This is a genomic window from Planctomonas deserti, from assembly GCF_003067705.1.
GTDB classification, from domain to species: Bacteria; Actinomycetota; Actinomycetes; order Actinomycetales; family Microbacteriaceae; genus Planctomonas; species Planctomonas deserti.
The window spans coordinates 1,302,719-1,326,982 of sequence record NZ_QANL01000001.1 but is presented as its reverse complement, the minus strand read 5'-3'; the positions used below and the strand labels follow the sequence as shown (position 1 = coordinate 1,326,982).

Genomic DNA, 24,264 nt, shown 5'->3' with positions numbered 1-24,264 from the left:
GGACGCGCCGGTGCCGCGATGCGGTACCGGCTATTGACCTCTCTCCCGCGGATGGCTACGGTCCCACCTCGTGGGCTCGGGCATCCGGAGCGACGTCGAGGTCGCCGTCTACGGCGCGACCGCGTCGGGGGTGTGCGCCGCGGTCGCCGCAGCCCGGGCCGGAGCGCAGACCCTGCTCCTGGAGCCCGGCCGCCACGTGGGCGGCATGGTCTCCGGTGGCCTCGGCTACACGGACGTCGGCGACTCCCGCGTCATCGGCGGGCTGGCGGCCCGCTTCCGCCGGGACGTGGCGGAGACCTACGGCGTCTCCCCCGGCGCATTCGCCGGGCCGGAGCCGCACGTCGCGGAGCGGATCCTTCGTCGCTGGCTCGCCGAAGCCGGCGTCGCCGTGCTCTTCGGCGAACGAGTCATCGCCGTCGACCGTGCTGGTGGCCGCATCCGGTCGTTCGAGACGGCGAGCGGGCGCCGGGTCACCGCGGGCGTCTTCATCGATGCGAGCTACGAGGGCGACCTCCTCGACCTCGCCGGCGTGCCCTCCGCGGTCGGGCGAGAGGATCGGTCGCTGCACGGAGAGAGGCATGCAGGGCGGCAGGAACTGCTGCCCGGACGACACACCATGCCGCCGTGGGTCTCGCCGTTCCGGGACGACGAGACCGGGGAGCGACCGGGTGCGCTGCTTCCGCAGATCAAGCCGGAACCGATGGTCGACGTCGGCGAGGGGGACGGCGGCGTGATGTCGTACGGCTACCGCCTCTGCCTCACCACGGCGAGCGACCGCATCCCGTTCTCCCGGCGGGACGGCTACGACCCGGCCCACTGGGAGCTGGGGCGGCGCCTGTTCGAGCACTGGCGGCGGAGCGGCATCGAACCGCCCGCGGGCCGGCTGCTGGGTCTCGAGCAGAACCTTCCGGGCGGGAAGGCCGACGGGAATTCCCTCGGCCCCTTCTCGCTGAGTGTGCTCGACGGCTCCGCGTGGGAGTACCCGACCGCCGACGTGGAGCGCCGCGAGGGGATTCGGCTGCACCACCTGGCGCACGCGCAGGACTTCCTCTGGTTCCTCTCCACAGACCCCGCCGTCCCCGCGTCGGTGCGTGCCGAACTGGCCGGCTGGGGCCTCCCCGCCGACGAGTTCGCCGACACCGGCCATCTGCCGCACCAGCTGTACGTGCGGGAGGCCCGCCGAATGCGGGGCGAGCACATCCTCACGGAGCACGACCTCGTCGCCGCGGCGCTGCAGCCGGATGTGATCGCCATGGGGTCGTACCACCTGGACATCCGCGAGGTGCAGCGGGCGTGGCGATTCGTGCCGGAGCACCCGAGGCCGATCGGGATGGTGTTCACCGAGGGGTACCTGAGCGTGGCGGTGCCGCCGTACCCGATCCCGTACCGCGCGCTGCTGCCCAGGCGGGAGGACTGCGAGAACCTCCTCGTGTCGGTATGTGTCTCGGCGTCGCACGTCGCCTTCTCGTCGATCCGGATGGAGGTGCAGTACCAGATGATGGGTCAGGCCGCGGGAGTCGCGGCGGCCCTCGCGCTGCGCACCCCGGGCTCTCCGCGAGTACACGGGGTCGACGTCGCCAGCCTGCAGTCCCTCCTGCGCGACGCGGGTCAGGTCCTCTCCCTCTGACCGAGACCCCGCCGGAGGCGAGCACGGGTGGGACTGTCCCACACGGTTGTCCCACATTTCTGCGCGTCGGCGGGCCGGATCCCCGTAGAAGCAGCGGGAAATCTAGGAGAAGCGCTGATCTTCTCCTCTGGCATCGATACCAGATACGCTCGACCCATCCCCCGGTTCGTGATGACGCGACCAGCGTTCATCGCGCGGATCAGCGCCGCCAGGAGGCGACACCGCCCGTGAGCATCCCCGACCCCACCAGTGCGCTCCGCGGCGACGGCACCGCGGGCACGATCACGGCGCCCGCCCGTCGCGGGCAGCTGGAGGAGGTCGCGCGGGGCGTCTTCCGCGTCCGGGACACCTGCAGCGTCTACGTCGTCGTGGCCGACGGCGCCCGCACGGGAGTCGCCATCGACTTCGGCTCCGGGCTGGTCCTCGATCTGCTCGATGACATCGGCATCGATCGCATCACTGACGTCGTGATGACCCACCACCACCGCGATCAGGGGCAGGGGCTCGACCGCGCGGCCTCGGCCGGCATCCCGATCCACGTGCCGCCCGTCGAGGTCGACCTGTTCGCCCGCGTCGAGGAGATGTGGGAGACGCGTCAGCTCGACAACGACTACAACCTGCGCCAGGACCGGTTCTCGCTGCTGCAGTCGGTGCCCGTCGCCTCCACGGTGCGCGAGTACGCCATCACGGACTTCGGCGGCGTGGCCCTGCGGGTGGTGCCGACCCCCGGTCACACCATCGGCTCGGTCAGCTACCTGCTGGAGCGGGACGGCGCGCGCATCGGCTTCACCGGCGACCTCATCTACGGCCCCGGCAAGGTGTGGTCGCTCGCGTCGACGCAGTGGTCGTACACGAACGCCGAGGGACCGGCGATGACCGTTCTCAGCTGCTACCTGATGCAGGACGAGGACCTCCGCCTGCTCCTGCCGTCCCACGGCGAGCCCATCCCGGAGCCGCACGGCGCGCTCGGTCTCCTCGCCGAGCGGATGCAGTCCTACGTCGACTCCCGCCGGTGGTATTCCTGGGACCTGCGCGACCGGCTCCGCGCTCCGTTCGTGCACGTCACCGAGCACCTGCTGATGAACCGGTCGAGCCTGGCGACGGGCTACGTGCTGCTGTCCGGCACCGGCGAAGCCCTCTTCGTCGACTTCGGCTACGACATGACCACCGGGCTCCCGACCGGCACGGACCGCGCGGCCCGCCGCCCCTGGCTCGCGTCGCTCCCCGCTCTGAAGCGCGACTTCGGCGTCAGCCGCGTCTCCGTCGCCATGACGACGCACTACCACGACGACCACGTCGCGGGCCTGCCGATCCTCCGCGACGTCGAGGGCACCGAGATCTGGACGCCCGCGAACGTCGCCCCCGTGCTCGACAACCCGCTGCGCCACGACCTGCCCTGCCAGTGGTACGAGCCCATCCCCTCCGACCGCATCCTGCCGCTCGGGCAGACGGTGCAGTGGAACGAGTACTCCATCACCGTGCACGAACTTCCCGGCCACACCCTCTTCGCCGCCGCGTTCGAGGTGGACGTCGACGGGGTCCGGGTGCTGTTCACCGGCGACCAGCAGGAGGGCCTCGGCGTTCCCGGCGACCGGCGCGAGATCCTCAACTACCAGTACCGGAACCGCTTCCGGGTGACGGACTACCGCGACAGCGCGCGGCTCTACAAGCGCATCGCACCGGGCCTGCTGGCCAGCGGCCACTGGGACCCGCGCTGGGTAGAGGAGGGCTACCTCGACTACCTCGCCTACGCGGGCTGGGACCTCATCGAGCTGCACAGCGCCCTGCTGCCCCTCGACGAGCTCGACCTCGGCGCCGACGGCGTGCTCGCCCGCATCGAGCCGTACCGGCGGGAGGCCCAAGCGGGCGAGACGCTGCGCTACACGGTCACGGTGCGGAACCCGCACGCCTCCCCCGCGGATGCGACGATCCGGCCGGTGCTGCCGCTCGACTGGACGACCGACCGACCGGCGCTGGAGCTGTGGCTGGGCGCGGGCGAGGAGGCGGCCGTCACGGTGGACGTCCGCGTCGGCCCGACCGCGGTTCGCCGGGCTCGCATCGCCGTCGACGTCAGCGTCGGGGATCTCCGGCTCGGCCAGCACGCGGAGGCCCTCGTCACCGTCACGGCGGCCCGGTCCGCGGGCGGGGAGGCCTGAACAGTGACCGTTGCCCCGCCTCGATCCGCGGCCGTAATATCTGTGGGATCGATGCCACAGCCGCTCGCACGGGGTCGTGACTCGGGCTGTCGAGAGGAGGGTGCCGCTGTGGGTGCCAGACAACGCGCGGTTCTCGCGCTCGATATCGGGGGCACGAAGCTCGCCGTCGGCGTGGTGACCAGCGACGGACGCCCCCGCGGGTTCCTCACGGAGCCGACCCGCAGGGACGAGGGACCGGACGCGGTGCTGCGCCGCCTCTTCGACCTCGGCGCGCGCTCGATCGAACTCGCACGGGAGGAGGGCGTGTCCGCGCCGATCGGTGCCGTCGGCATCTCCTGCGGGGGCCCGCTCGATGCGAAGAACGGCGTCCTGCTCGCCCCACTGCACCTGCCCGGCTGGGTCCGCGTGCCGATCGTCGACCTCGCCTCCGCCGAGTTCGCCGTGCCCGCCGCGCTCGAGAACGACGCGAGCGCCGCCGCGCTCGGCGAGTACCGCTTCGGCGCTGGTCGCGGAACCGAGACGATGCTCTACCTCACGGTGTCCACGGGCGTGGGTGGCGGGGCGGTGCTGAACGGGCGCCTGCACCGCGGGGCGGCCGGCAACGGCGGGGAGTACGGGCACGTGACCGTCGACCCCGACGGGCCGCCGTGCCTTTGCGGCCGCAGGGGCTGCCTCGAGATTCTGGCGTCCGGCACCTCGATCGCACGGCGCGCCGCCGAGGAGCTCGCGACCTCGTCGGAGTCCTCGGCCCTGCGCGCTCTCACGGTGGTGCGCGCCGAGGACGTCTCCGCCGCCGCGGCCGCCGGCGACGCCCTCGCCGTCCGGGTATGGGAACAGGCAGTCGCTGCCCTGGTCTCGGCGATCACGGATCTCGTGAACGTCTTCGAACCGGACGCCGTCATCCTCGGTGGCGGCGTCACCCGGTCCGGCGCCCTGCTGCTCGACCCGGTGCGTTCCGGGGTGCTGTCCGCCGCCATGGCGCCCGCGGCCGCCGCGGCGCGGATCGAGATCGCCCGGCTGGGCGACCACGTCGGCGTGGTCGGGGCCGCCTCCGTCGCCCTTGACCTGGCAAAGGAGCCCGCCCGTGTCTGACACCGTGCACGACCGGTTGGCCGGCGTCGACCGGACGGAGCAGCGACACCCGGAGCTGCAGCACCTGGACCACCAGCAGCAGCACCTCGAGCGACAGCTCCTCGAGCACATCGCCACCGCGGAGGCGGCGAGGGGTCTCCTCCCCGAGGTGCGCGAGGTCGCGCGGCTGCTCTGCGGCGTGTTCGAGCGGGGCGGGATCCTCTACACCTTCGGAAACGGCGGCAGCGCCGCGGACGCGCAGCACTTCGCCGGTGAGATCATCGGCCACTACACGCGGGACCGACGCCCGCTCGGTGCCGTGGCGCTGAGCACGGATCCCACCGCGGTGACCTGCATCGCGAACGACTTCTCGTTCGACGAGGTGTTCGCGCGCCAGGTGACCGGCCTCGCCCGCCGGGGAGACGTCGTGGCGGCGTTCAGCACGAGCGGACGTTCCGCCAACATCGTGGCGGGACTCGCGGCCGCCCGGGAGCGCGGCGCGACGACGGTGCTGTTCGGCGGCGGGGACGGCGGTCCGGCCGCCCGCTTTGCCGACCACCTGCTGCTGTCGCCGTCCACCTCGACGCCCCGCATCCAGGAGCTGCACACGTTCCTGCTCCACGCGATCAGCGAGCTGGTCGACGCGTGGGCGGCGGGAGACAGGGAGTACCAGTGACGATCGCACCGATGGCCAACGCCGGCTGGGGCGGGAACGCGACCCACCGCGCCTCCGCCGACCGTCCGACGGCCACCCCGGATCGCACGATCCACATGATCGGCAACGCCCACCTCGACCCGGTGTGGCTCTGGCCGTGGCAGGAGGGGTATCAGGAGGCCCGCGCCACGTTCTGGTCCGCGATCCAGCGCATGGACGAGTACCCGGACTTCGTCTTCACCTGCGACCAGGTCGTGCTGCTCAGCTGGGTGGAGGAGTCCGACCCGGAGCTGTTCGAGCGCATCCGGGAGCGCGTGGCCGAGGGCCGCTGGGTCAACGCCGGCGGCTGGTGGGTGGAGCCGGACTGCAACCTGCCCATGGGCGAGAGCTTCGTGCGCCAGGGCCTGTACGGGCAGAGGTACCTGCAGTCGCGCTTCGGCCGGATGGCGACGGTCGGCATGAACGTCGACCCCTTCGGGCACAACGGGATGCTGCCGCAGATCCTCCGCGGCCAGGGCATGGACTCCTACATGTTCCTCCGCCCGGGCCCGCACGAAAGCGACTTCGACGAGACGCTCTTCTGGTGGGAGTCCCCGGACGGCAGTCGGGTGCTGGCCTACCGGATCCCCTACGAGTACGGCAGCCCCGCCGGCTCCGTCGACGGCCAGACGGACAAGGCACTCGGCCAGCTCGACAAGGGCATCGGCGACCTCATGGTCTTCTACGGCGTCGGCAACCACGGCGGCGGACCCACGAAGGCAAACATCGAGTCGATCTACCGCTACGACCGCATGGGCTCGTTCGGCCGGATGGTCATGTCGTCGCCCCGCACCTACTTCGACGGGGTGCTCGCCCGCGGCGAGCGCTTCCTCGACGCCCTCGCCGTGCGCCGCCACGACATGCAGATGCACGCCCGCGGCTGCTACTCCGCCCACTCGGGCATCAAGGCCTGGCAGAAGCGGGCCCAGTTCGCCCTGTTGTCCGCCGAGCGGTGGGCGGCCATCACGGCGGTCCGCGGTGATGTCGACTACCCGCGCGAGCAGCTCGAGGCGGCGTGGAAGCAGGTGCTGTTCAACCAGTTCCACGACGTGCTCCCCGGGTCGGCCATCGAGCCGTCCTACGACGACGCGCGGGACCAGCTGGGCGAGGCGGTCTCGATCGCCAAGCGGATCCTCGTGCGCGCCCACAACGTGCTCGCCCGGCAGGTGGCGGTGCCGTTCGAGGAGGGCACTCAGCCGGTCCTCGTCTTCAACCCGCACCCCTGGCCCGTGTCCACCGACGTGGAGCTGCACTACGGAGCCCAGCGCGGCGGCACGCACGTGGTGGACGACGCGGGCGCCCGCGTGCTCTCGCAGAGGACGCAGTCGACGGCGACCACGGACGACGTGAGCCGCGGCGCCGTCGTCTTCCGCGCCGACCTGCCCGCCCTCGGCTACCGGCTCTACCGCCTCCGCCCGGGTGTCGCCGGGGAGGGCCCGTGGAGCGGTGGGGAGCCACTTCCCCTGACTGTCGGTGACACCGTGCTCGAGAACGACTTCGCGCGCATCGAGCTCGACCCCGAGACGGGCTGGATCCGCTCCTACCTCGACAGGGCCACGGGCCTCGACGTGATGGACCGGGTCGACGGGCGGTCGCACACCCAGGTGTGCGAGGACCCGACCGACACCTGGGGCCACCGCGTCGTCTCCTACGCCTGGCCGGGCGCACCCATGACGCTCGACCGCGTCGTGATCCGGGAGACCGGCCCGTTGCGCTCCCGCGTGCGTATCGAGCGCTCCTGGGACGCGTCGACCCTGGTGGAGGAGTTCGTGCTCAACCACGACTCCGCGGTGCTGCGGGTGAACGTGACGCTGGACTGGCGGGAGAAGGCGCACCTGCTGAAGCTGCGCTTCCCGACGGCCCTCACCGATCCCGCCGCCACCTACGAGATCCCGTTCGGCTCCATCCACAAGGAGGCCGACGGGGCGGAGGAGCCGACCCAGGGCTGGGTGGACGTCACGGGCACGCTGCACGGTCGCCCCGCCGGCCTCACGGTCGTCGCGACCAACAAGCACGCGTTCGACGTGTCCCCCGGCGCTGAGCCGAGCATCGGCATCACGGCCACGCGGAGCCCCGTTTACTCCTGGCACGACCCGCGCCTGCTCGACCCCGACGGCGTCTACAGCTTCCAGGATCAGGGCGTGCAGCGCTTCAGCTACGAGCTCATCCCGCACGCCGGGGACTGGCGGGCCGCGCAGCCCACCCGCCGTGCGATCCTGCTCGGCTCCCCCGTGCGGGCGATGCTCGAGTCCTCCCACGGCGGCACGCTGCCCGCGGTGCACTCCTTCGCCTCCGACGGCGGCGGCGCCGTGCTGGTGACCGCGATCAAGGGCAGCGAGGATGCCGTGGCGGAATCGGGCACCGGAACGGCGGACCTCATCGTGCGCGCCGTGGAGACGCGGGGCGAGGGCGGGCTCGCCCGAATAGAGCTGCCGGTGGTGGACCGGGTGCTCGAGGAGCACTTCGGACCGAGCCAGATCCGCGGCTTCCGGGTGCCACGGGATCCGTCCCGCCCCGTCGTCGAGGTCGACCTGCTGGAGCGCCCTGTGGCGCATGCCGCGGGCGAGGTCGCCCCCGACGCCGAGCCGGAGACCGGCACGACCGAGGCGCGGGAGCCGCTGCCCGAGCCGGGCGCGGAGGACCTGGCGAGCTCGTCGGCCGCGACCACGCCCGACGCCTGACCGCTTCCGCCGCGCCTACCCGTGGGTGCGGCGCAGGTGCACGTCGGCGACGCCGTGGGCTGCAATCGGCACGGACTTCCCGCCCGTGACGCCCGGTCCGTCGCAGGAGACCGTGGCCGTGAGCGGCTCGGCCGTGATGTTACGCAGGCGCACACGCACCGACCCGTCCTCGAGCGGCCGCAGTTCGCCGAGCACGCGCCCGGCCGGCTCGACGGTCAGGCCGCCGCGTCCTAGCATCCGCACCGGGCCGACGTACTGCCTCGCCTGCAGGGGATCGAGCAGGTCGCGGCCGTGCAGGCGCACGTCCTCCCGCGTCACCGCGCGTTCCCGCGGCAGGAAGCGGTACCGGTAGGTGCCGGTGCCCCCGCCGGCGACCACGAGCGTCCGCGCCCACTCGCCCGTGTGGATGCCGCCGAGCTGCACGAGCGGGGCGTCGACGCTGCCCCAGACGACGCCGTGCCCCGCGCCGGAGACGCCGACCGCGTGCTGGATCGAGTACCAGTCCTTGCTCGTGTCCGGCAGCTGCTCCGTGTCGGCCGCATAGACGGCGCCCGCCGTCTCGAGGAGGAACTCCGGCTCGTCGACGGCGAAGGGGAAGGCCACGAACACACTCTCCGGCCCGAATCGCGCCGGCTTGACGAGGCTCACGTCGACGTCGATCGCCTCGGTGCCGTCGTGCAGGGTGAGGGCGGTGCGGATGCCGGGGACCCCGGGCGCCGCCGACTCCCACTCGATGCTCACGAACCCGTCGCCCGCGAGGACCGCCGGCTCGGCGTTCCCGGTGGCGGCGGTGCGGACGAAGTCGGGGCCCGGGTGATCGGGATGGAAGTCCTTCGGGTTCCGGGTCACCATGGGGTGCGTGCTGCCCGGCGGCACCGTCTCCACCAGCACGGCGCCGAGTCCGTGCCCCGCCATCGCATCCACGAGCTCGCGGCCCGAGCGCAGGTCCACCAGCGACACGACCCCGCCGAGGGCGGGGTCGACGCGGACGCGGTAGCGGTCCGTCTCGACGGACCGCGCCTCGCCCCGTTCGACCGGCGGCCCGGGCACCGGAAGGACGACGGCACCGAACGCGGGCACGGTCGCGACGATCCGCGCGCACCGGGAGCCCGCGATCTCCACGAGCACGGGCTCGGTACGGTCCCGCTCGGTGGGGTTCAGGACCGCGATCACGTCAGCGGAGCCGCCGTCGGCCGCGGTCGCGTCGGCGGGCGACCCGTCGCTGCGCTGCGGCACGCCGCCGTCGCGGTGCGGATCCGGGTCGACGGCGGCGCCGCCGCTTCCGGCGTCCGGATCCTGCGTGTCCGCCCCGTCCCCGCCACTCGCTAGTGCTCGGAAGAACCCCTCGACGGCGAGGTCGCGTGCCCAGTCGTACGCGTCGAAGGCGAAGCCCGCCTTCGCGTTCGCGGACGAGGAGTTGAAGGTGGAGTGCGGCTTGGAGTAGGTCTCCCAGGAGCCCCAGGTGTGCTCGCCGTAGAGCAGCAGCTGCTCGTCCACGTGGCCGAGTCGCTCGGCGACCTCGCTGCAGCTCCGCAGCCGCACGGGCCCGCGCCGGTAGCCGAGCACGGTCGCGAGGGTCGGCTGGCCGTCGCCGCGCAGCGCCGCTATGCCGAGCGTCGCCGCGGCCGCGCGCGCCAGGGATCGCGCCTCCCGGTAGACCGCGACCTCCCGCGCCGTCGAGCCGTGGCCGTGCGACCACCAGTCGGACCACTCCCCGCGCACCACGGGCACGTCGGCGTCTCGGGCCTGGGCGGCGAGCACGTCGAGGGCCTCGTCGACGGTCGCCGTGCGCATCCGCACGTCGGGGTGGCGGGCGTTCCAGTGGCGCACGACGTCGAGGAACAGCGCTGTCGGCCACCGGTTGTCGTTCGCGGCGTGCACGAGAGCGGTGTCGTAGGGGTAGTCGTCGCGGGTGGCCAGCTCGTCGAGGAACGCAGAGATGTGGCGCTCCGCCCGCTCGACGTCGCCGTCGATGATGCCCCACTCCTCGCCGAAGCCGTAGTGGGTCGAGAGCCAGGTGAAGACCCGGTCCCCCCGCGGACCCTCCCACCAGAACCCGGTGGGCTGGTGGAACGGCGCGCGGCCGTGGTCCGGGTTCAGCGCCATGAGGAGCCGGTCGATGCCCGCGTCGCGCATCGCCGTGACCGCGCCCCAGGCGATGCCGTTCACGTCCCCGTGCTGCTCGGTGCGCACGGGGATGCCGGCGACCGCGAACTCCCGCAGGCGGTCGTAGGCCGCGCCGAACTCGCCGTCCGACGGGAGCTGAGTCATGTTGAGGTAGCCACCGGTCACCGAGACCCGGCCGGCTGCGACGAGCCGGCAGAGCCGCTGGACCTCGCGCTCGTCCGCGTTCCGCAGGAAGGCCAGCACCGGGCGGGCGACCTCGAAGGTCCAGCGGAAGGAGTCGTCACCCTCCGCCGGGTCCTCGTCGCACAGATCGAGCACGTGCGACACGATCCTCCTGTGCGCATCGTCGACGATGCGCGGACTGTTCGTGTACCCGACGTCGTGATGCGTGTGTCCGAGGAGTAGAACAGTACGGATGGCTGACATGTTCGCCCTTCAGCGATGTGGCATCGTTGCCACAAGGAGCCTAGCCAGCGGCAACCGGCCTGATCAAGCGCTAATAACGGTTCTCCAACGGTATGGCGCCCCCGGGCGGGGCGAGCCTTGTCTGCGCATGGTGCCTGCACTAGCTTGCAACATGGAAAGGATTCCACGTCCCGTGGCGCCTTTCATACTTCCGGGTACGGTCCGGAGTGGGTCGCGATGACGCCTCCCACGACTCCATCGAAGGGAAGAACTGATGACTAAGAGGCAGAGGGTCCTCGCCACGTTCGCGATGACCGCGTCCGTGGTGGTGCTCGCCGGCTGCGGTGGTGGGGGCGGCGGCGGCGGGAACGCCGCGAGCGAGGAGGTCGACTTCTCGGCGGCGCCCACAGGCGCGCTGAACGCGTGGGGCTTCGAGAACGCCGACGACGTCGGCCAGGCCCGGCTGGACTACGCGGAGGAGCAGCTCTCCGACGTGGACATCAAGATCGAGGCGACCGCGTTCGACGCGCAGAAGTTCACGGCCGCAACCGCGAGCGGCCAGGTGCCCGACGTCGTGCAGATGAGCTCGCAGTACGTCGGCACCTACGCGGCGAAGGGCCTGATCCTGCCGCTCGACGACTGCCTCTCGGCCAACGACGTCGAGTCGAGCCACTGGTACGACTCGGTGATCGAGGACGTGACCTACGACGACAGCATCTACGCGGTTCCGCAGTTCTACCAGCCGCCGGCGATCATCGTGAACACGCGACTGCTGGAGGCCGCGGGACTCGCTCCGGAGGACATCGACACCTCCGACCACGAGGGCCTGATCTCCCAGGTCACCTCGCTCTACAAGGAGAGCGGCGGCAACCCCTCCACCCTCGGCATGAACCCCGACCTGCCCGGCCAGGCCGGACTGTGGTTTCTCGGCAACGGCGGCTCCATCATGGACGACGAGGGCAAGCCGACTCTCGACGACCCCAAGAACGTCGAGACGCTCGAGTTCCTCAAGGAGCTCACGGACGCCCAGGGCGGCTACGCCAAGGTGAAGAGCTTCATCGACACGTTCGACATGTTCGGTTCCGAGAACCAGTACGTGAAGGACCAGGTCGCCAGCGGCGTGTACGCGCAGTGGTACCCCAACGTGCTCGCGGCGACGCAGGCGAACATCACGATCAACGCCGTGCCCTTCAAGGACCAGGACGGCAACCCCTTCACGGTCGCCAGCGGCACCGCGTTCGTCGTGCCGAAGGGTGCGAAGAACCCTGCCGCGGCGTGCGCGTGGGCGCTCAACCTCACCTCTGACGACGCCTGGATGGCGGCCGGCGAGGCCCGCGCCACGACCATCGAGGAGGACCCGGACCCCAACCGCATGAACACGGGACTCTTCACCGGATCGCCCTCGGCCGACCAGGCGATCCGCGAGCAGTTCGTGGTGCCGACCGGCAACGCCGGCTTCGACCAGGTCATCGCCACCTACTACGAGGTCGTGGGTGAGGGCCGCTCCTTCGGCTCCTCCGCCGCGGGCCAGGAGATCCAGACCGAGCTCCAGACCGGTGTGACCGCCGCCCTCAACGGCGAGAAGTCGCCGGAGGAGGCGCTGGCCGACGCTCAGCAGGCCGCCCAGCGGGCCTGGGACCAGACGACCGGCAACTAGTACGCGACAGCGCCGCGAGGCGCGCACGGGGCGGTCCTCCTTCGGGGGGCCGCCCCTTCGTCGTGTGTGTGCGAGGTGGGGGTGCGGTGGAATGACGGGTGGGACCGGCGGTTGGGGGATGGGTGGAGAGCCGGGGGGGGGGGGGCTGGGCCTGACCGCGGGGGTCGGGCGGAGCGGCACGGTCGCTGAGCCTGTCGAAGCGACGCAACTCAGCAGATCCGACCTACCACCCGACGCAACTCAGCAGATCCCCCCACCACCCGACGCAACCCAGCAAATCCCCCTCACCACCCGTCGCAACTCAGCAAATCTCGCTCGACACGCCGCTCACCCGGTCCCGTGAATGGCGTGTCGAGAAGCATCTGCTGAATTGCGTCCTCAACCGGGGCGGATCTGCTGAATTGCGTTCCCCGGCAGACGCGGGGTCCGGACCACAGGGTCGCGGAGCGTCCCTTCGACAAGCTCAGGGACCGTATCGGCCCGCGCTCCTGAGGCCACGAGGTCAGGACCACACGGTCGCTGAGCCCGTCGAAGCGACGCAAGGCGCCCAGGTCGGCGAGCGTCCCTTCGACAAGCTCAGGGACCGTATTGGACCGTCGCGAGTCAGCAAAGGGTCGGGACCACACGGTCGCTGAGCCTGTCGAAGCGACGCAACTCAGCAGATCCGGCCTACCACCCGACGCACCTCAGCAGAATCGGCCCGCCACGCGACGCAACTCAGCAGTTCCCGGCCGACACGCCGCCCACCGGCGCGGGCGACCGGCGTGTCCAGCGTGATCTGCTGAATTGCGTCCCCGAACCGCACTCCGGGACCGCACACCACACACACGCGCACCCCCCGCACGCACAGAAGAAGGGAACCCACCTCGCGGCGGGTCCCCTTCCTCGGGGCGGGTCAGCCCTTGCGGCCCTGGGTCGCGATGCCCTCGATGAAGTACCGCTGGCCTGCGGCGAAGAGGATCAGCATCGGCATCGTCACGATGAGTGCCGCCACCATCACCCACTGGTAGTCGCCCTGGCCGCCGTTGCCGGGGCTGAAGGCGGTCATGGCATAGGAGATGCCGAGCGGGACCGTGAAGTTCTCCACCGCACCGAAGTTCAGGTAGATGAGCGGTGCCTGCAGGTTGTTCCAGCTGGCCTGGAACTCGAAGATGAACACGATGATGAACGACGGCACGGACAGCGGCACGGCGATGCGCCAGAACATGCCCCAGTAGCTCGCACCGTCGACGCGGGCCGCCTCGAACAGCTCCCGTGGTAGTCCGAGGAAGAACTGGCGTTGCAGGAAGATGTAGAACGCCGAGCCGAACAGGTTCGCGCCCCAGAGCGGCACCGTGGTGCCGATCATGCCGAGGTTGTTCCAGATCAGGTAGGTCGGGATGAGCGTGACCGCGCCCGGCAGCATCATCGTCGCCAGCACGAGGCCGAACAGCAGGTCGCGCCCGGGGAACTTGAAGTAGGCGAAGCCGAACGCCACGACCGAGCTCGAGAGCGTGACGAGGCCGGCCGCGAGCACCGCGATCAGGATGCTGTTGCCCATCCAGTTGAGCAGCGGCAGCTTGTCCCAGACCTCCGCGTAGTTCTGCGGGCTGAACGTCTTGGGGATGAGCGAGTTGTCGAACACCTCGCCGCGGGGCTTGAAGCTCGCCGAGATCAGCCAGAGGAACGGGTACAGGAACGCGAGCGCGAACCCGATGAGAAGCGCCCACAGGGCCACACGACCGGCGACGCTGCGCACGGCGCGACCGGGGGAAGCGGGGCTCTTCCCGCCCGCCTGCTGCATCCCGACCGCCTGGAGCCGAGGATCGACGGTCGCGTTGCTGGTGCCGAGCGTCGTGGTCATCGCCGGTCCCCCTCGTAGTAGACGAAGCGATTGCCGAACTTCACCTGGATGACCGTGATGATCATGATGATGAGGAAGATCAGCCACGCCATGGCGGCCGCGAAGCCGAAGTTGAAGTTACGGAACGCCTGCTGGAACAGGTACACGGCGTAGAAGAGGGACGACTCCGGTGACGCGTTCGTCTGGTTGCGCCAGAACAGCAGGAACGCCTGGTCGAACACCTGCAGCGCCGCGATGGTGAGCACGAGCACGTTGAAGAAGATGGTGCCCGAGATCATCGGCACCGTGATGCTGAAGAACTGGCGCACCTTGCCCGCGCCGTCGAGTGACGCGACCTCGTACAGGTCGACGGGCACGTTCTTCAGGGCGGCGAGGAAGATGATCATCGTGCCGCTCACCGACCAGAGGGTCATGAGCACGATGGACGGCTTCACCCAGTTCGGGTCGGTCAGCCACTGCGGTCCCTGGATGCCGATGGCGGCGAGCCCCCGGTTGATGGCGCCGTAGTTGCCGTTCAGCAGCAGGAGGAACACGGATGCTGCCGCGACGGACGGGGTCATCTTCGGCAGGTAGTACAGCGTGCGGAAGAGGCCGGCGCCCCGGCCCACCCGGTTCAGCAGCATCGCCAGGAAGAGCGCGAACGCGATCTCGAGCGGCACCGCCATGACGGCGTAGAAGAGGGTGTTGCCGAGGGCCAGCATGACCTTCGGGTCCTCGATGAGGTTCGTGTAGTTCTCGAGCCCGATCGGCGTCGCGGTGTCGGTCGCCAGGTCGTAGTTGCTGAACGAGATGACCAGGCTGTAGATCATGGCGCCGAGCGTGAAGACGAGGAAGCCGAGCACCCACGGCAGGATGAACAGGTAGCCGGCGACGGCCTCGCGGCGGTTGTACTTGATGCGCACCTTCGGGGGCTTGGGGCCCTTGCCGCGCCCGTTGCGCTTCTCGCGCTGCACCGTTCCGGCCGGGTCGGCAGGCACGATCGGAAGCGCCTTGAGGTTGCTCACGGGGTGCTCCGGAGCCCGGGACCGCCTGCAGTCGCGTGTGTTGTTGTCATGGCCATCCCTTTCCAGGAGAGCTCCGCAAACCGCGCTGTCTGGCATCGTTGCCACACAGTCAGCACTGTAAAGCCAGCGCATGCCGAAGGCAAGGGAAGTGCTCTCGCGGCTCACGCTATACCATCGTGATTCCGGGCCAAGGATATGGGTTTTCCGCCCGGTGTGCCGCTCACGCCCCGTGGTGGTCCCGCAGCGAAACGAAGGGGGCCGCATGGCCGACGGCACGCCGCAGCGTTCCGATCCCCCGCGCCGCGCCACCCTCAAAGACGTCGCCCGCGCCGCCGGTGTTTCGCAGTCCACGACCTCCCGTGCCATGAGCGGCGAGGGGTACGTCGCCTCAGCGGTGCGCGAGCGGATCCTCGCCGCGGCGGACGAGTTGGGCTACGTGCCGCACGCCATGGCCCGCAGCCTGCGCAAGCAGGTGAGCCGGTCCGTCGGCGTGCTCGTGTCCGACCTCCGGAACACCTTCTATGCGGATCTCGCGGCGGGCATCGCCTCGCGAGCACGCCAGGGCGGCTACACCATGATGCTCGTGGACGACCAGGGCCTCGTCGAGGAGGAGCGCAGCGCCGCGCAGGCGTTCGTCTCGACGCGCGCCGCGGGCGTCATCGTCACGCCGCTGTCCGGCGACGTGTCGCAGTACCTCATGCGCCAGCACATCCCCGTCGTCGAGGTGGACCGGCAATTCTCCTCCGGCGCCTGCGACGCCGTCGTGATCGACAACGCCGGGGTGGCCCGCCGCATGACCGACCATCTCATCGCGCTCGGCCACCGCAGGATCGCGCTGCTGATCGACGAGACGGACTGGACCACCGGCGGCGAGCGCTTCGCCGGATATCAGCGCTCCCTCGAGGAGTCGGGCATCCCCGCGGACCCCAGCCTGCTCGTGACGGCCGGCTGGGACGCGGACCACGCCCGCAAGGCCGCGATTGACATCCTCGCCCGCCGGGATCATCCGACCGCGGTGTTCGCGGCGAACAACCTGCTGGCCGAGGGTGTCTGGCGCGCGGCGAACGACCTGGGGCTGCGCATACCGAACGATCTCAGCATCGTGTCATTCGACGACGCGCGCTGGATGAGCATGGTGAGCCCCGGCATCACGGCGGTCGCGCAGGACGCGGTCGCCCTGGGCGAGGCCGCGATGGATCGCCTGCTCGCCCGCATCGCGGATCCCGACGCGGAGCCGGTGACGCAGGTGCTGGACGCGCAGATCCTGCCACGCGGCTCGACCGCCGCACCCCGCACCCCCTAGTCACCGCGGCCGGCTCCGCACTCCCGGCCGCTTCCCCCCCCCCCCCCCCCCCCCCCCCCCCCCCCCCCCCCCCCCCCCCCCCCCCCCCCCCCCCCCCCCCCCCCCCCCCCCCCCCCCCCCCCCCCCCCCCCCCCCCCCCCCCCGCGCCTACCCCGCCCGATCGGCCCGGCCGCCCGCGCGCCCCTGCCCTGCCCTGCCCGCCCGGCCCGACTGCCCCTGCCCAGGCACGAGGATCCTGCCCAGCTAAAAGCTGCGCAGGATCCTTCTGCCTGGGCAGGGGCGGCGGCACGCGAGCCCGATCCGCGGGTGGCGCTGGGGATCAGGCGGCGAGGAGGGACGCCGCGCTCATCACCGAGGCGACGCTGCGGGTGCGCACCGACTCGTAGGCGGCGAGGATGATGCCGAGCACTTCGATCCCCTCCTTCTCGGTGTGCAGCGGCCTCGTGCCGTTCAGGATGCTGCTCGCGAAGTGCGCGATCTCGGCGCCGAACTCGTGCGCCGGCTCGAAGTCGAGCGTGACCGGGGACTCGCCGTGCAGCTGATAGGTGAGGGACGTCATGCCATCGCTGTAGAGGGATCCGCGCTCGCCGACGACGGAGAACCGCTCCGTGTTGCCGGACGGCTGGTACGCCCAGCTGGTCACGATGCTGCCGAGCACGCCGTTGTCGAACCGCACGAGCACCTGCGCGGAGTCCTCGCCCTCCATGAACGTGAGCCGGTGGGTGCTGAGCATCGCCGTCGCCTCGACGGGCACGCCGCCCGCGAGATGCAGCAGCAGGTAGGACGGGTGGTAGCCGGTGTCGATCAGCTCACCCCCGCCGCTCGTCTTCGCACTCGCGCGCCAGCCCATGCTCTCGGGCGTGAAGTCGTTGAAGAAGCTGTCCGTGGTGCGCACCTCGTAGACGCGGCCGAGCAACCCGGAGTCCAGCAGCTCCCTCGCCTTGGCGACCGGCGGGAGAAACAGCTGGTTGTGAGCGCACATGACGGTGATGCCGCTCTCCGCGACGGCCGCGGTGATCTCCGCCGCCTCCGCCGCGGAGAGGCAGAGCGGCTTCTCGCAGAGCACGTGCTTGCCGGCCCGGGCCGCGGCGACGATCGCGTCCCTGTGCAGGTGGTGCGGAAGGCAGATGTCGACGGCGTCGATGTCGGCCTCGGCCAGCATCGTGCGGTAGTCGTCGTACACCGCCGCCCCGAACTCGGCCGCGCGCTGCGCGGCGCTCTCGGTGACCGGATCCGCGACGGCGGCGACCGTGATCGCGTCGAGATTGCGGCGGTACCCGCCGGCGTGGGCGATGGTGATGCCGCCGGCCCCGATCAGGCCGACCCGGACGGGGAGGGAGGGACGGGAGGCTGTGGTGGGAGTGGTGAGAGGAGTGGTGGAGCTCACGGCGAGGGACTCGTTTCGGCGCTGAAGTGTGGACGGTGGAGGACGGACGGGCGGGCGCCTTGTTGGTTGGAGTCAGGCGCCGGGCGCTGCAGGCATGACGGCGTCGGCATCGCCTGCGGAGGCGGAGTCGGAGTCGGAGTCGGCGGCGTCGGGGTGGGCCGCCGGATACGGCCGAATGCCGGCGCCGGCGGCCTCGTTCGCTGCGACGACAAGTCGGGTGAGCTCGACCGCGGCGCGCAGGTTATCCGTCGCGACCGTGCCGGTGCGGACGTGCTCGACCCACTGTGCGAACGGACCGGGCGCGGCGGCCGGCAGCGGCACCTCGTGCCACCCCTCCCCGCCGAACGCGGAGCCCTTCGCCAGGAGCACCTCGGAGGCGAAGCCGTGCAGGACGCTGCCCTCGGTTCCGCGCAGCTCCAGCGTGAACGCGCCCGGTGTGGTCACGAAGCTCGCCTCGATCACCCCGATCGCGCCGCCCGGGTAGCCGAGGGTCACCACGGCGTTGTCCTCGACGTCCCGGTTGCTGACGCTCGAGTAGGTCGCGCTGACCGTGGCCGGTCGCGCCCCGAGAAAGAGCTGGGTGAGGTAGGCGGGGTGGCAGCCGAGGTCGGCGAGCGTGCCGCCGACGGCGGCGTCGCGGTCCGCGAACCGCTCGGGCAGCCAGTCGTGCACCCACCCGTCGTGGGCGAGCCGGACGCGGCAGTAGGTGAGAGCCCCGAGCGCGCCGGTCTCGATCAGCCGCTGCACCGCGAGGGTGGTGGGGTCGGACAGCCGCGGCAGGGACACGACGACGGAGACTCCGCGCTCCTCGGCCCGGGCGAGGATGTCCTCGGCCTCGACGACGGTCGGGGCGAGAAGCTTCTCGGTGAAGACATGCTTGCCGGCGGCCACCGCCCGGGTGATCACGTCGTGGTGCTCGGAGGTCGCGGTGGTGACGGTCACGGCGTCGATGTCGTCGCGGGCGAGGAGCGCGTCGAGGTCGGCCGAGAACTCGACGCCGTACTCGTCGGCTCCCGCACGGCCGCGCTCGCCGTCGGGATCCCATGCCGCGGCGAGGGCGGCGTCCGGATGCGCAAGCACGGCGCGGGCGTAGTCCCCGGCGTGCACGTGCCAGAAGCCGAGGACGGCGACCGACAACGGTCGGGAGGACGGCGGTCGAAGCATGGGAAGGCGTCCTTCGCGAGGCTATGGGAACGATGTCAGTGCGTGCCGGGAAACCATAACTTCTGCTTCTCGACCAGCACCAGCCCCCGCGTGTCTATTCGCGCGATTGGTCTGGCATCGTTCTCAGAAAGCGTACGCGGCCGCGCCAAGCCTCCTCGGAATCGCTCACCTCACGCCGTCGGCGTGGCACGCGGGGGCACATAGGGTTAATGCGGAGGTGGGCATGCGGGCGACTCGTGCGGCGTCGGGAGGGCCGCCCGCGCTCCCCGCGTGGCGCTCCGTCGTGCTCGTGCTGGTCGGCGGCACGGTCGGCACCGCGCTCCGGGAGGCGATCACCCTCGTCGTTCCCCGGGTCGGGGACGTGCCTGTCGCGACCGTAGGGATCAACATCGTCGGCGCCTTCCTCCTCGGCGTCCTGCTCGAGCGCCTGACGCACAGCGGGCCGGACGTCGGCGCCCGGCAAGACCTGCGCCTCCTCGTCGGCGTCGGCGCCCTCGGCGGCTTCACGACCTACAGCGCCCTGGCACTGGACACGGTGCTGCTCGGCTCCCGCGACTCGGCCGCCGTCGCCCTGCTCTACGCGCTCGGGACGCTGCTCGCGGGCGCGGTCGCCTCCTGGGCCGGGATCGCGGTCGCGGCGCGAACTGCCCGCCGCGAGGCGGGACGGACGTGATCCTCGTCCTCGCCGCGCTCGCGGGCGGGTTTGGAGCCGCCGCGCGGTTCGTGCTCGACTCCCTGCTGCGCGCCCGGATCCCCGTGCGCTACCCGGTCGGGACCGCGGTGATCAACGCGAGCGGGTCCCTGCTGCTTGGCCTGGTCACCGGGCTGGCCGCGGCCTCCCTGCTCTCCCCCGAGCTGCAGGTCGTGCTCGGCACGGGACTGCTCGGCGGCTACACCACGTTCAGCACCGCGAGCGTCGAGACCGTGCGCCTGGTCCGGGAGGGGCGCGCCGGCGCGGCGCTCGCGCACAGCGTCGGCATGCTCGTGACCTGCACGGCGTTCGCCGCGCTCGGGCTCGCCGCCGGGATGACCCTCGCGGGCTGACCAGCGCCGGCGGCCGGTCGGGCGCCTATCGGGCTAGTCGAGCTCCGGCGGGTAGGACTTGACCGGACCCGTCGGAGGGCTGTGCCGATCCTCCGGACCCACGGGCGCGGGGTTCGGCCGCAGCGGCGAGCCGATGATCGGCGTCGTCCCGACGACCGACCGGTGGGAGTGGGCGGATGCGCGCGGCGAGCGCGCCGCCAGCGCGTCCGCGGCGCGCAGCAGGCGTGCGGTCACGAGCAACTGCATCCCGGTGGAGACCAGCGAGATCGCGACGGCGGCAAGCGCCGCGAGAGCGGCCAGCCGGTACGCCGAACGGTCGGGGTTCCGGTTCGCGGTCATGCTGCTCCCCTCGGTCGCGCTCTGCGGCCACGGTACCGGAGAAGGGCCCTCTCGTGAGCGGGTTCCGCGCGAACTCGTGCGGCCGCACCGGACGATCAGTCCGACCATGATGGGGGCGATCAGGCCTGAGGCGTCAGGCCTATCGTGCAGGCCGCACAGGTCAGGCCCGGCGGGGCAGCGCCTCCGCCTCCCGGGGGTTCGCGAGCAGGTCCGCGAACGCGAGCTCCGCGGCGCCGATGAGCAGGATGTCCCGGCCGAGCTGCGCACGGACGATGCGGACGCCCTCGCGCGCGCCCCGCATGGCCTCGCCGCGCACGGCCACCTCGATACGCTCGGGCGCCACCCGGTAGAGCGAGCCGAGGAAGCCGCCGAGCACGATCAGGCTCGGGTTGAAGAGGTTGACGGCGTTGCGCAGTGCGACCGCGAGGTACGCCGCCTGCCGCGACACCTCCGCCGCGATGCCCGGCTCGGGCCCGGACTCCGCCTCGAACGCCGCGACGAGGTCCTCCTCCAGGCGGTCGGAGTCGCGGGACGACAGACCGAGCGCGGCGAGCAGCGGGGCCCTGGACACCTCGGTCTCCAGGCAGCCGTGCGCGCCGCAGTGGCAGAGCCGGCCAGAGCTGTTGACGAGGGTGTGCCCGAGCTCCCCCGCGTAACCCGCGGTCCCGGTCAGCGGGGACCCCTGCGTCACGATGCCACCACCGATGCCGCTGGCACCGCCGTTGAGGTAGATCATGTCCGAGGCGCCGCGCCCGGCTCCGAAGAGGATCTCGGCGGCGGCGCCGAGGGTCGCGTCGTTCGACGCGCGCACCCGGTACCCGGTCGCCTCGTGCAGCATGTCGGCGATCGGCTCGTCGAACCACTCCAGGTGCGGCGCGTAGGTGACCAGGCCGTCGTCCGCCCGGGTGAGCCCGGGCACCGCCACACCGATGCCGGCGACCCGGTAGGCGGCGTCCAGCTCGCCCCGCATGCCCTGGATGATCGCCGCGGACACGTTCACGACCTCGCGCGCCGACGGCACGCGGTCGGTTTCGTAGCGCACGCGCTTCAGCACCGTGCCGCCGAGCCCGACGAGCCCGAGGGTGATGGTGTCGATCTCGGGGTTGATCACCAGGGCCGCCGTCGCGGGATCCGGATGCACCGTCGGGCTGGGCCTGCCGATCTGGCTGGCGCCGGAGGGCGCCGCCTCGTACGCGAGGCCCAGCTCCGCGAGCTGAGCGGTGAGGGTGGCGATGGTCGACCGGTTCAGCCCGGTCGCACGCGTCAGGTCCGCCCGGGAGAGCGCGCCGTTGCGGTGCAGGAGGGACAGGACGAGGGAGAGGTTGCTCCGTCGTCCCGCGTCACCGGGCGCGGGCGCCGGTGTCAGCGCGTCGCTCACGTCCCCCTCCTTCCGCCGCCGTCCATCCGCCTAGCGGCAGGACCGGCCGACCGGCGGGCGGGCGCCGTTCTCGGCACCCGGCCCCCGCCGGCCCATCCGACCAGTCTCGCCTATCGCGTGCTGAACGCGGCGTCGAACGCGGCGCGGGGCGGGTCGAACGCGAGGCTGCGCACGAACTCGAGGGCCTGCGGGGCGCCCACGAGGCGGTCCATGCCCGCGTCCTCCCACTCCACGGAGATGGGACCGTCGTAGCCGATGGTGTTCATCATGCGGAAGCTCTTCTCCCAGGGCACGTCGCCGTGACCGGTGGAGACGAAGTCCCAGCCGCGCTTCGGGTCCGCCCAGGGCAGGTGGGAACCGAGGATCCCGTTGCGCCCATTGCCGATGTTGAGCTTCGCGTCCTTGCAGTCCACGTGGTAGATCCGGTCGCGGAAGTCCCACATGAAGCCCACGGGGTCGAGGTTCTGCCAGACGAAGTGGCTCGGGTCCCAGTTGAGGCCGAAGGCCTCGCGGTGGCCGATCGCCTCGAGCGTCGCGACCGTGGACCAGTAGTCGTAGGCGATCTCGCTCGGGTGCACCTCGTGGGCGAATCGCACGCCGACCTCGTCGAACACGTCGAGGATGGGGTTCCATCGGTCCGCGAAGTCCCTGAAGCCGGCCTCGATGAGCGCGGGCGACACGGGCGGGAACATGGCAATGTACTTCCAGTTCGCGGACCCGGTGAAGCCGACGACCGTCTTCACGCCGAGGCGGGCCGCGGTGCGTGCCGTGTTCTTCATCTCCTCGGCCGCGCGCTGCCGCACGCCCTCGGGGTCCCCGTCGCCCCAGATGGCGTCCGGCAGGATGTCGCGGTGCCGGGCGTCGATCGGGTCGTCGCAGACGGCCTGCCCCTTCAGGTGGTTCGAGATCGCCCACACCTTGAGGTTGTACCTGTCGAGGATGTCGAGCCTCGACTGCAGGTACTCGTCGTCCGTCGCCGCGCGGTTGACGTCGAGGTGGTCGCCCCAGCAGGCGATCTCGAGCCCGTCGTACCCCCACTCGGAGGCGAGCCTCGCCACCTCCTCGAACGGAAGGTCGGCCCACTGTCCGGTGAAGAGCGTGATCGGTCGTGCCATGCGTGTTCTCCTTGTCGTGTCTCGTCGATGCGTGCTGGGGAGGCGCTAATTCGCGCCTCCGGGTCGGCTAGGAGATGGGGGTCCAGGTGCTGCCGTGGACCGAGCTCTCCTCCACCGCCTGCAGCACCTGCTGCACCTGGAGGCCGTCGGCGAAGGACGGCGTCGGCTGCTCGCCCGCGTCGATGGCCTCGACCAGGTCCTTGACCTGGTGGGAGAAGCCGTGCTCGTAGCCGATCATGTGACCGGTGGGCCACCAGGCGCTCATGTACGGGTGGTCCGGCTCGGTGACCAGGATCTTCCGGAAGCCCTGCTCCGTGTCCGGGGCCGTCGCGTCGTAGTAGCCGAGGGAATTCAAGTCCTCGAGGTCGAAGGAGAGGGCGCCGGTGGAGCCCGCGATCTCGACGCGCAGGGCGTTCTTCCGTCCCGTGCTGAACCGGGTCGCCTCGAACGAGCCGACGGCGCCGCCGTCGAAGCGGCCGGTGAACAGCGCCAGGTCGTCCACCGTCACCTCGCCGCGCTCCGTCGAGGCGGTGCCGGACAGGCCGCGGCCGCTCTCGAGCAGGGGGCGCTCCTTCACGAAGGTCTCGAGGATGCCGGAGACGCTGGTCAGCCGCTGGCCGGTGATGTACTGGGTCAGGTCGATGATGTGCGCGCCGATGTCGCCGAGCGCGCCGGATCCGGCGAGCTCCTTCTTCATGCGCCAGGTGAGCGGCGCCTCCGCGTCGGCGAGCCAGTCCTGCAGGTACACGGCGCGCACCTGCCGGATCTCGCCGATCTTGCCCGCCGCGACGAGGTCGCGGGCGAAGGTGGTCGCGGGCACCCGGCGGTAGGTGAAGCCCACCATGGCGCGGACGCCCTTCGCGGCGGCGCGCTCGGCGGCCTCCGCCATCGCCTGTGCCTCCTCGACGGTGTTGGCGAGGGGCTTCTCGCAGAGCACGTGCTTGCCCGCTTCGAGCGCCGCGATCGCGATCTCCGCGTGGGTGTCGCCGGGCGTCACGATGTCGATGAGGTCGATGTCGTCGCGCTCGATGGCCGCGCGCCAGTCCGTGTGGCTCTCGGCCCAGCCCCACTTCTCCGCCGCCTGGGCGACGGCATCGGCGTTGCGGCCGACGACGAGGGACATCTCGGGCGCGAGGGGCAGGTCGAAGAAGCGGGGGGCGACCCGCCACCCCTGCGAGTGCGCGGCTCCCATGAAGCCGTACCCGATCATGGCGACGCGAAGCGGAGTGCCTGGCATGTGTTCGCTTTCTGTTGAGGAGATGCGGTGCG

At 71.4% G+C, this 24,264-nt stretch carries 18 protein-coding genes; 9 read left to right on the top strand and 9 right to left on the bottom strand.

The window, feature by feature from the left end:
- The first annotated feature begins 70 nt into the window (after window positions 1–70).
- The 5 genes from DAI20_RS06065 to DAI20_RS06045 all read left to right on the top strand — a co-directional run bounded on the left by DAI20_RS06065 (window position 71) and on the right by DAI20_RS06045 (window position 8,229).
- A complete protein-coding gene (locus tag DAI20_RS06065; protein ID WP_240605900.1) occupies window positions 71–1,627 on the top strand; it encodes an FAD-dependent oxidoreductase in 1,557 nt (518 codons plus the stop codon).
- A 227-nt stretch (window positions 1,628–1,854) separates the two neighbouring features.
- Window positions 1,855–3,783: an MBL fold metallo-hydrolase gene (locus DAI20_RS06060; protein WP_240605899.1), complete on the top strand. Its 1,929-nt coding sequence runs from the start codon at window positions 1,855–1,857 to the stop codon at window positions 3,781–3,783.
- Between the two features lie 108 nt (window positions 3,784–3,891).
- A complete protein-coding gene (locus tag DAI20_RS06055) occupies window positions 3,892–4,875 on the top strand; it encodes an ROK family protein (RefSeq protein ID WP_240605898.1) in 984 nt (327 codons plus the stop codon).
- Window positions 4,868–5,530: a D-sedoheptulose-7-phosphate isomerase gene (locus tag DAI20_RS06050; protein ID WP_240605897.1), complete on the top strand. Its 663-nt coding sequence runs from the start codon at window positions 4,868–4,870 to the stop codon at window positions 5,528–5,530. Before DAI20_RS06055 ends, DAI20_RS06050 begins: the two co-directional genes overlap by 8 nt.
- Complete coding sequence (locus tag DAI20_RS06045) at window positions 5,527–8,229, top strand: alpha-mannosidase (protein WP_240605896.1); 2,703 nt, start codon at window positions 5,527–5,529, stop codon at window positions 8,227–8,229. The genes DAI20_RS06050 and DAI20_RS06045 overlap by 4 nt, the downstream gene beginning before the upstream one ends.
- Window positions 8,230–8,244: 15 nt before the next feature.
- Here the strand turns inward: DAI20_RS06045 and DAI20_RS06040 are convergent, their stop codons facing one another.
- Window positions 8,245–10,782 (bottom strand): glycoside hydrolase family 38 N-terminal domain-containing protein, encoded by a 2,538-nt coding sequence (locus DAI20_RS06040; protein WP_108249580.1) that lies wholly within the window; start codon window positions 10,780–10,782, stop codon window positions 8,245–8,247.
- 253 nt (window positions 10,783–11,035) lie between these two features.
- On the opposite strand from DAI20_RS06040, the gene DAI20_RS06035 reads away from it, so the two are divergent.
- Window positions 11,036–12,418, top strand: coding sequence for an ABC transporter substrate-binding protein (locus DAI20_RS06035; protein ID WP_108249579.1), 1,383 nt, complete (start codon window positions 11,036–11,038; stop codon window positions 12,416–12,418).
- An 895-nt stretch (window positions 12,419–13,313) separates the two neighbouring features.
- Here the strand turns inward: DAI20_RS06035 and DAI20_RS06030 are convergent.
- Entirely contained in the window at window positions 13,314–14,261 is a 948-nt protein-coding gene (locus tag DAI20_RS06030; protein WP_108249578.1) for a carbohydrate ABC transporter permease, read from the bottom strand.
- Window positions 14,258–15,163 (bottom strand): carbohydrate ABC transporter permease, encoded by a 906-nt coding sequence (locus DAI20_RS06025; protein ID WP_240605935.1) that lies wholly within the window; start codon window positions 15,161–15,163, stop codon window positions 14,258–14,260. The genes DAI20_RS06030 and DAI20_RS06025 overlap by 4 nt, the downstream gene beginning before the upstream one ends.
- A gap of 364 nt (window positions 15,164–15,527) precedes the next feature.
- Here DAI20_RS06025 and DAI20_RS06020 point away from each other — a divergent pair, with 364 nt between their 5' ends.
- Window positions 15,528–16,568 carry a LacI family DNA-binding transcriptional regulator gene (locus tag DAI20_RS06020; RefSeq protein ID WP_108249577.1) on the top strand — a complete coding sequence of 347 codons (1,041 nt, stop codon included), beginning with the start codon at window positions 15,528–15,530 and terminating at the stop codon, window positions 16,566–16,568.
- Between the two features lie 319 nt (window positions 16,569–16,887).
- Here the strand turns inward: DAI20_RS06020 and DAI20_RS06015 are convergent, their stop codons facing one another.
- The gene (locus tag DAI20_RS06015; protein ID WP_108249576.1) at window positions 16,888–17,955 is read right to left on the bottom strand and encodes a Gfo/Idh/MocA family protein; all 1,068 of its coding nucleotides are present in this window, start codon (window positions 17,953–17,955) and stop codon (window positions 16,888–16,890) included.
- 72 nt (window positions 17,956–18,027) lie between these two features.
- The gene (locus tag DAI20_RS06010) at window positions 18,028–19,119 is read right to left on the bottom strand and encodes a Gfo/Idh/MocA family protein (protein WP_108249575.1); all 1,092 of its coding nucleotides are present in this window, start codon (window positions 19,117–19,119) and stop codon (window positions 18,028–18,030) included.
- Between the two features lie 223 nt (window positions 19,120–19,342).
- Here DAI20_RS06010 and DAI20_RS06005 point away from each other — a divergent pair, with 223 nt between their 5' ends.
- Together DAI20_RS06005 and crcB are read left to right on the top strand one after the other, a co-directional pair.
- On the top strand, window positions 19,343–19,792 hold the full coding sequence (locus DAI20_RS06005) for a fluoride efflux transporter FluC (protein ID WP_108249574.1): 450 nt from the start codon (window positions 19,343–19,345) through the stop codon (window positions 19,790–19,792).
- Window positions 19,789–20,163, top strand: coding sequence for a fluoride efflux transporter CrcB (crcB, locus tag DAI20_RS06000; RefSeq protein WP_108249573.1), 375 nt, complete (start codon window positions 19,789–19,791; stop codon window positions 20,161–20,163). Before DAI20_RS06005 ends, crcB begins: the two co-directional genes overlap by 4 nt.
- Window positions 20,164–20,196: 33 nt before the next feature.
- Here crcB and DAI20_RS05995 read toward each other — a convergent pair whose 3' ends face one another.
- From DAI20_RS05995 to DAI20_RS05980, 4 genes are all read right to left on the bottom strand, one after another.
- Window positions 20,197–20,502: a hypothetical protein gene (locus tag DAI20_RS05995; protein WP_108249572.1), complete on the bottom strand. Its 306-nt coding sequence runs from the start codon at window positions 20,500–20,502 to the stop codon at window positions 20,197–20,199.
- A gap of 160 nt (window positions 20,503–20,662) precedes the next feature.
- Entirely contained in the window at window positions 20,663–21,880 is a 1,218-nt protein-coding gene (locus DAI20_RS05990) for an ROK family protein (RefSeq protein WP_240605895.1), read from the bottom strand.
- A 110-nt stretch (window positions 21,881–21,990) separates the two neighbouring features.
- Window positions 21,991–22,995, bottom strand: a complete 1,005-nt coding sequence (locus DAI20_RS05985) for a sugar phosphate isomerase/epimerase family protein (protein ID WP_108249571.1) — start codon at window positions 22,993–22,995, stop codon at window positions 21,991–21,993.
- A 67-nt stretch (window positions 22,996–23,062) separates the two neighbouring features.
- Window positions 23,063–24,205 carry a Gfo/Idh/MocA family protein gene (locus tag DAI20_RS05980; protein ID WP_108249570.1) on the bottom strand — a complete coding sequence of 381 codons (1,143 nt, stop codon included), beginning with the start codon at window positions 24,203–24,205 and terminating at the stop codon, window positions 23,063–23,065.
- Window positions 24,206–24,264 lie beyond the last annotated feature (59 nt).

What these genes read in the sequence shown, in the direction of transcription:
- DAI20_RS06040 (WP_108249580.1), bottom strand. Translation starts at nt 10,782, where the DNA reads ATGTCAGCCATCCGTACTGTTCTACTCCTCGGACACACGCATCACGAC.
- DAI20_RS06035 (WP_108249579.1), top strand. Translation starts at nt 11,036, where the DNA reads ATGACTAAGAGGCAGAGGGTCCTCGCCACGTTCGCGATGACCGCGTCC.
- DAI20_RS06030 (WP_108249578.1), bottom strand. Translation starts at nt 14,261, where the DNA reads ATGACCACGACGCTCGGCACCAGCAACGCGACCGTCGATCCTCGGCTC.
- DAI20_RS06020 (WP_108249577.1), top strand. Translation starts at nt 15,528, where the DNA reads ATGGCCGACGGCACGCCGCAGCGTTCCGATCCCCCGCGCCGCGCCACC.
- DAI20_RS06010 (WP_108249575.1), bottom strand. Translation starts at nt 19,119, where the DNA reads ATGCTTCGACCGCCGTCCTCCCGACCGTTGTCGGTCGCCGTCCTCGGC.
- DAI20_RS06005 (WP_108249574.1), top strand. Translation starts at nt 19,343, where the DNA reads ATGCGGGCGACTCGTGCGGCGTCGGGAGGGCCGCCCGCGCTCCCCGCG.
- DAI20_RS05995 (WP_108249572.1), bottom strand. Translation starts at nt 20,502, where the DNA reads ATGACCGCGAACCGGAACCCCGACCGTTCGGCGTACCGGCTGGCCGCT.
- DAI20_RS05985 (WP_108249571.1), bottom strand. Translation starts at nt 22,995, where the DNA reads ATGGCACGACCGATCACGCTCTTCACCGGACAGTGGGCCGACCTTCCG.
- DAI20_RS05980 (WP_108249570.1), bottom strand. Translation starts at nt 24,205, where the DNA reads ATGATCGGGTACGGCTTCATGGGAGCCGCGCACTCGCAGGGGTGGCGG.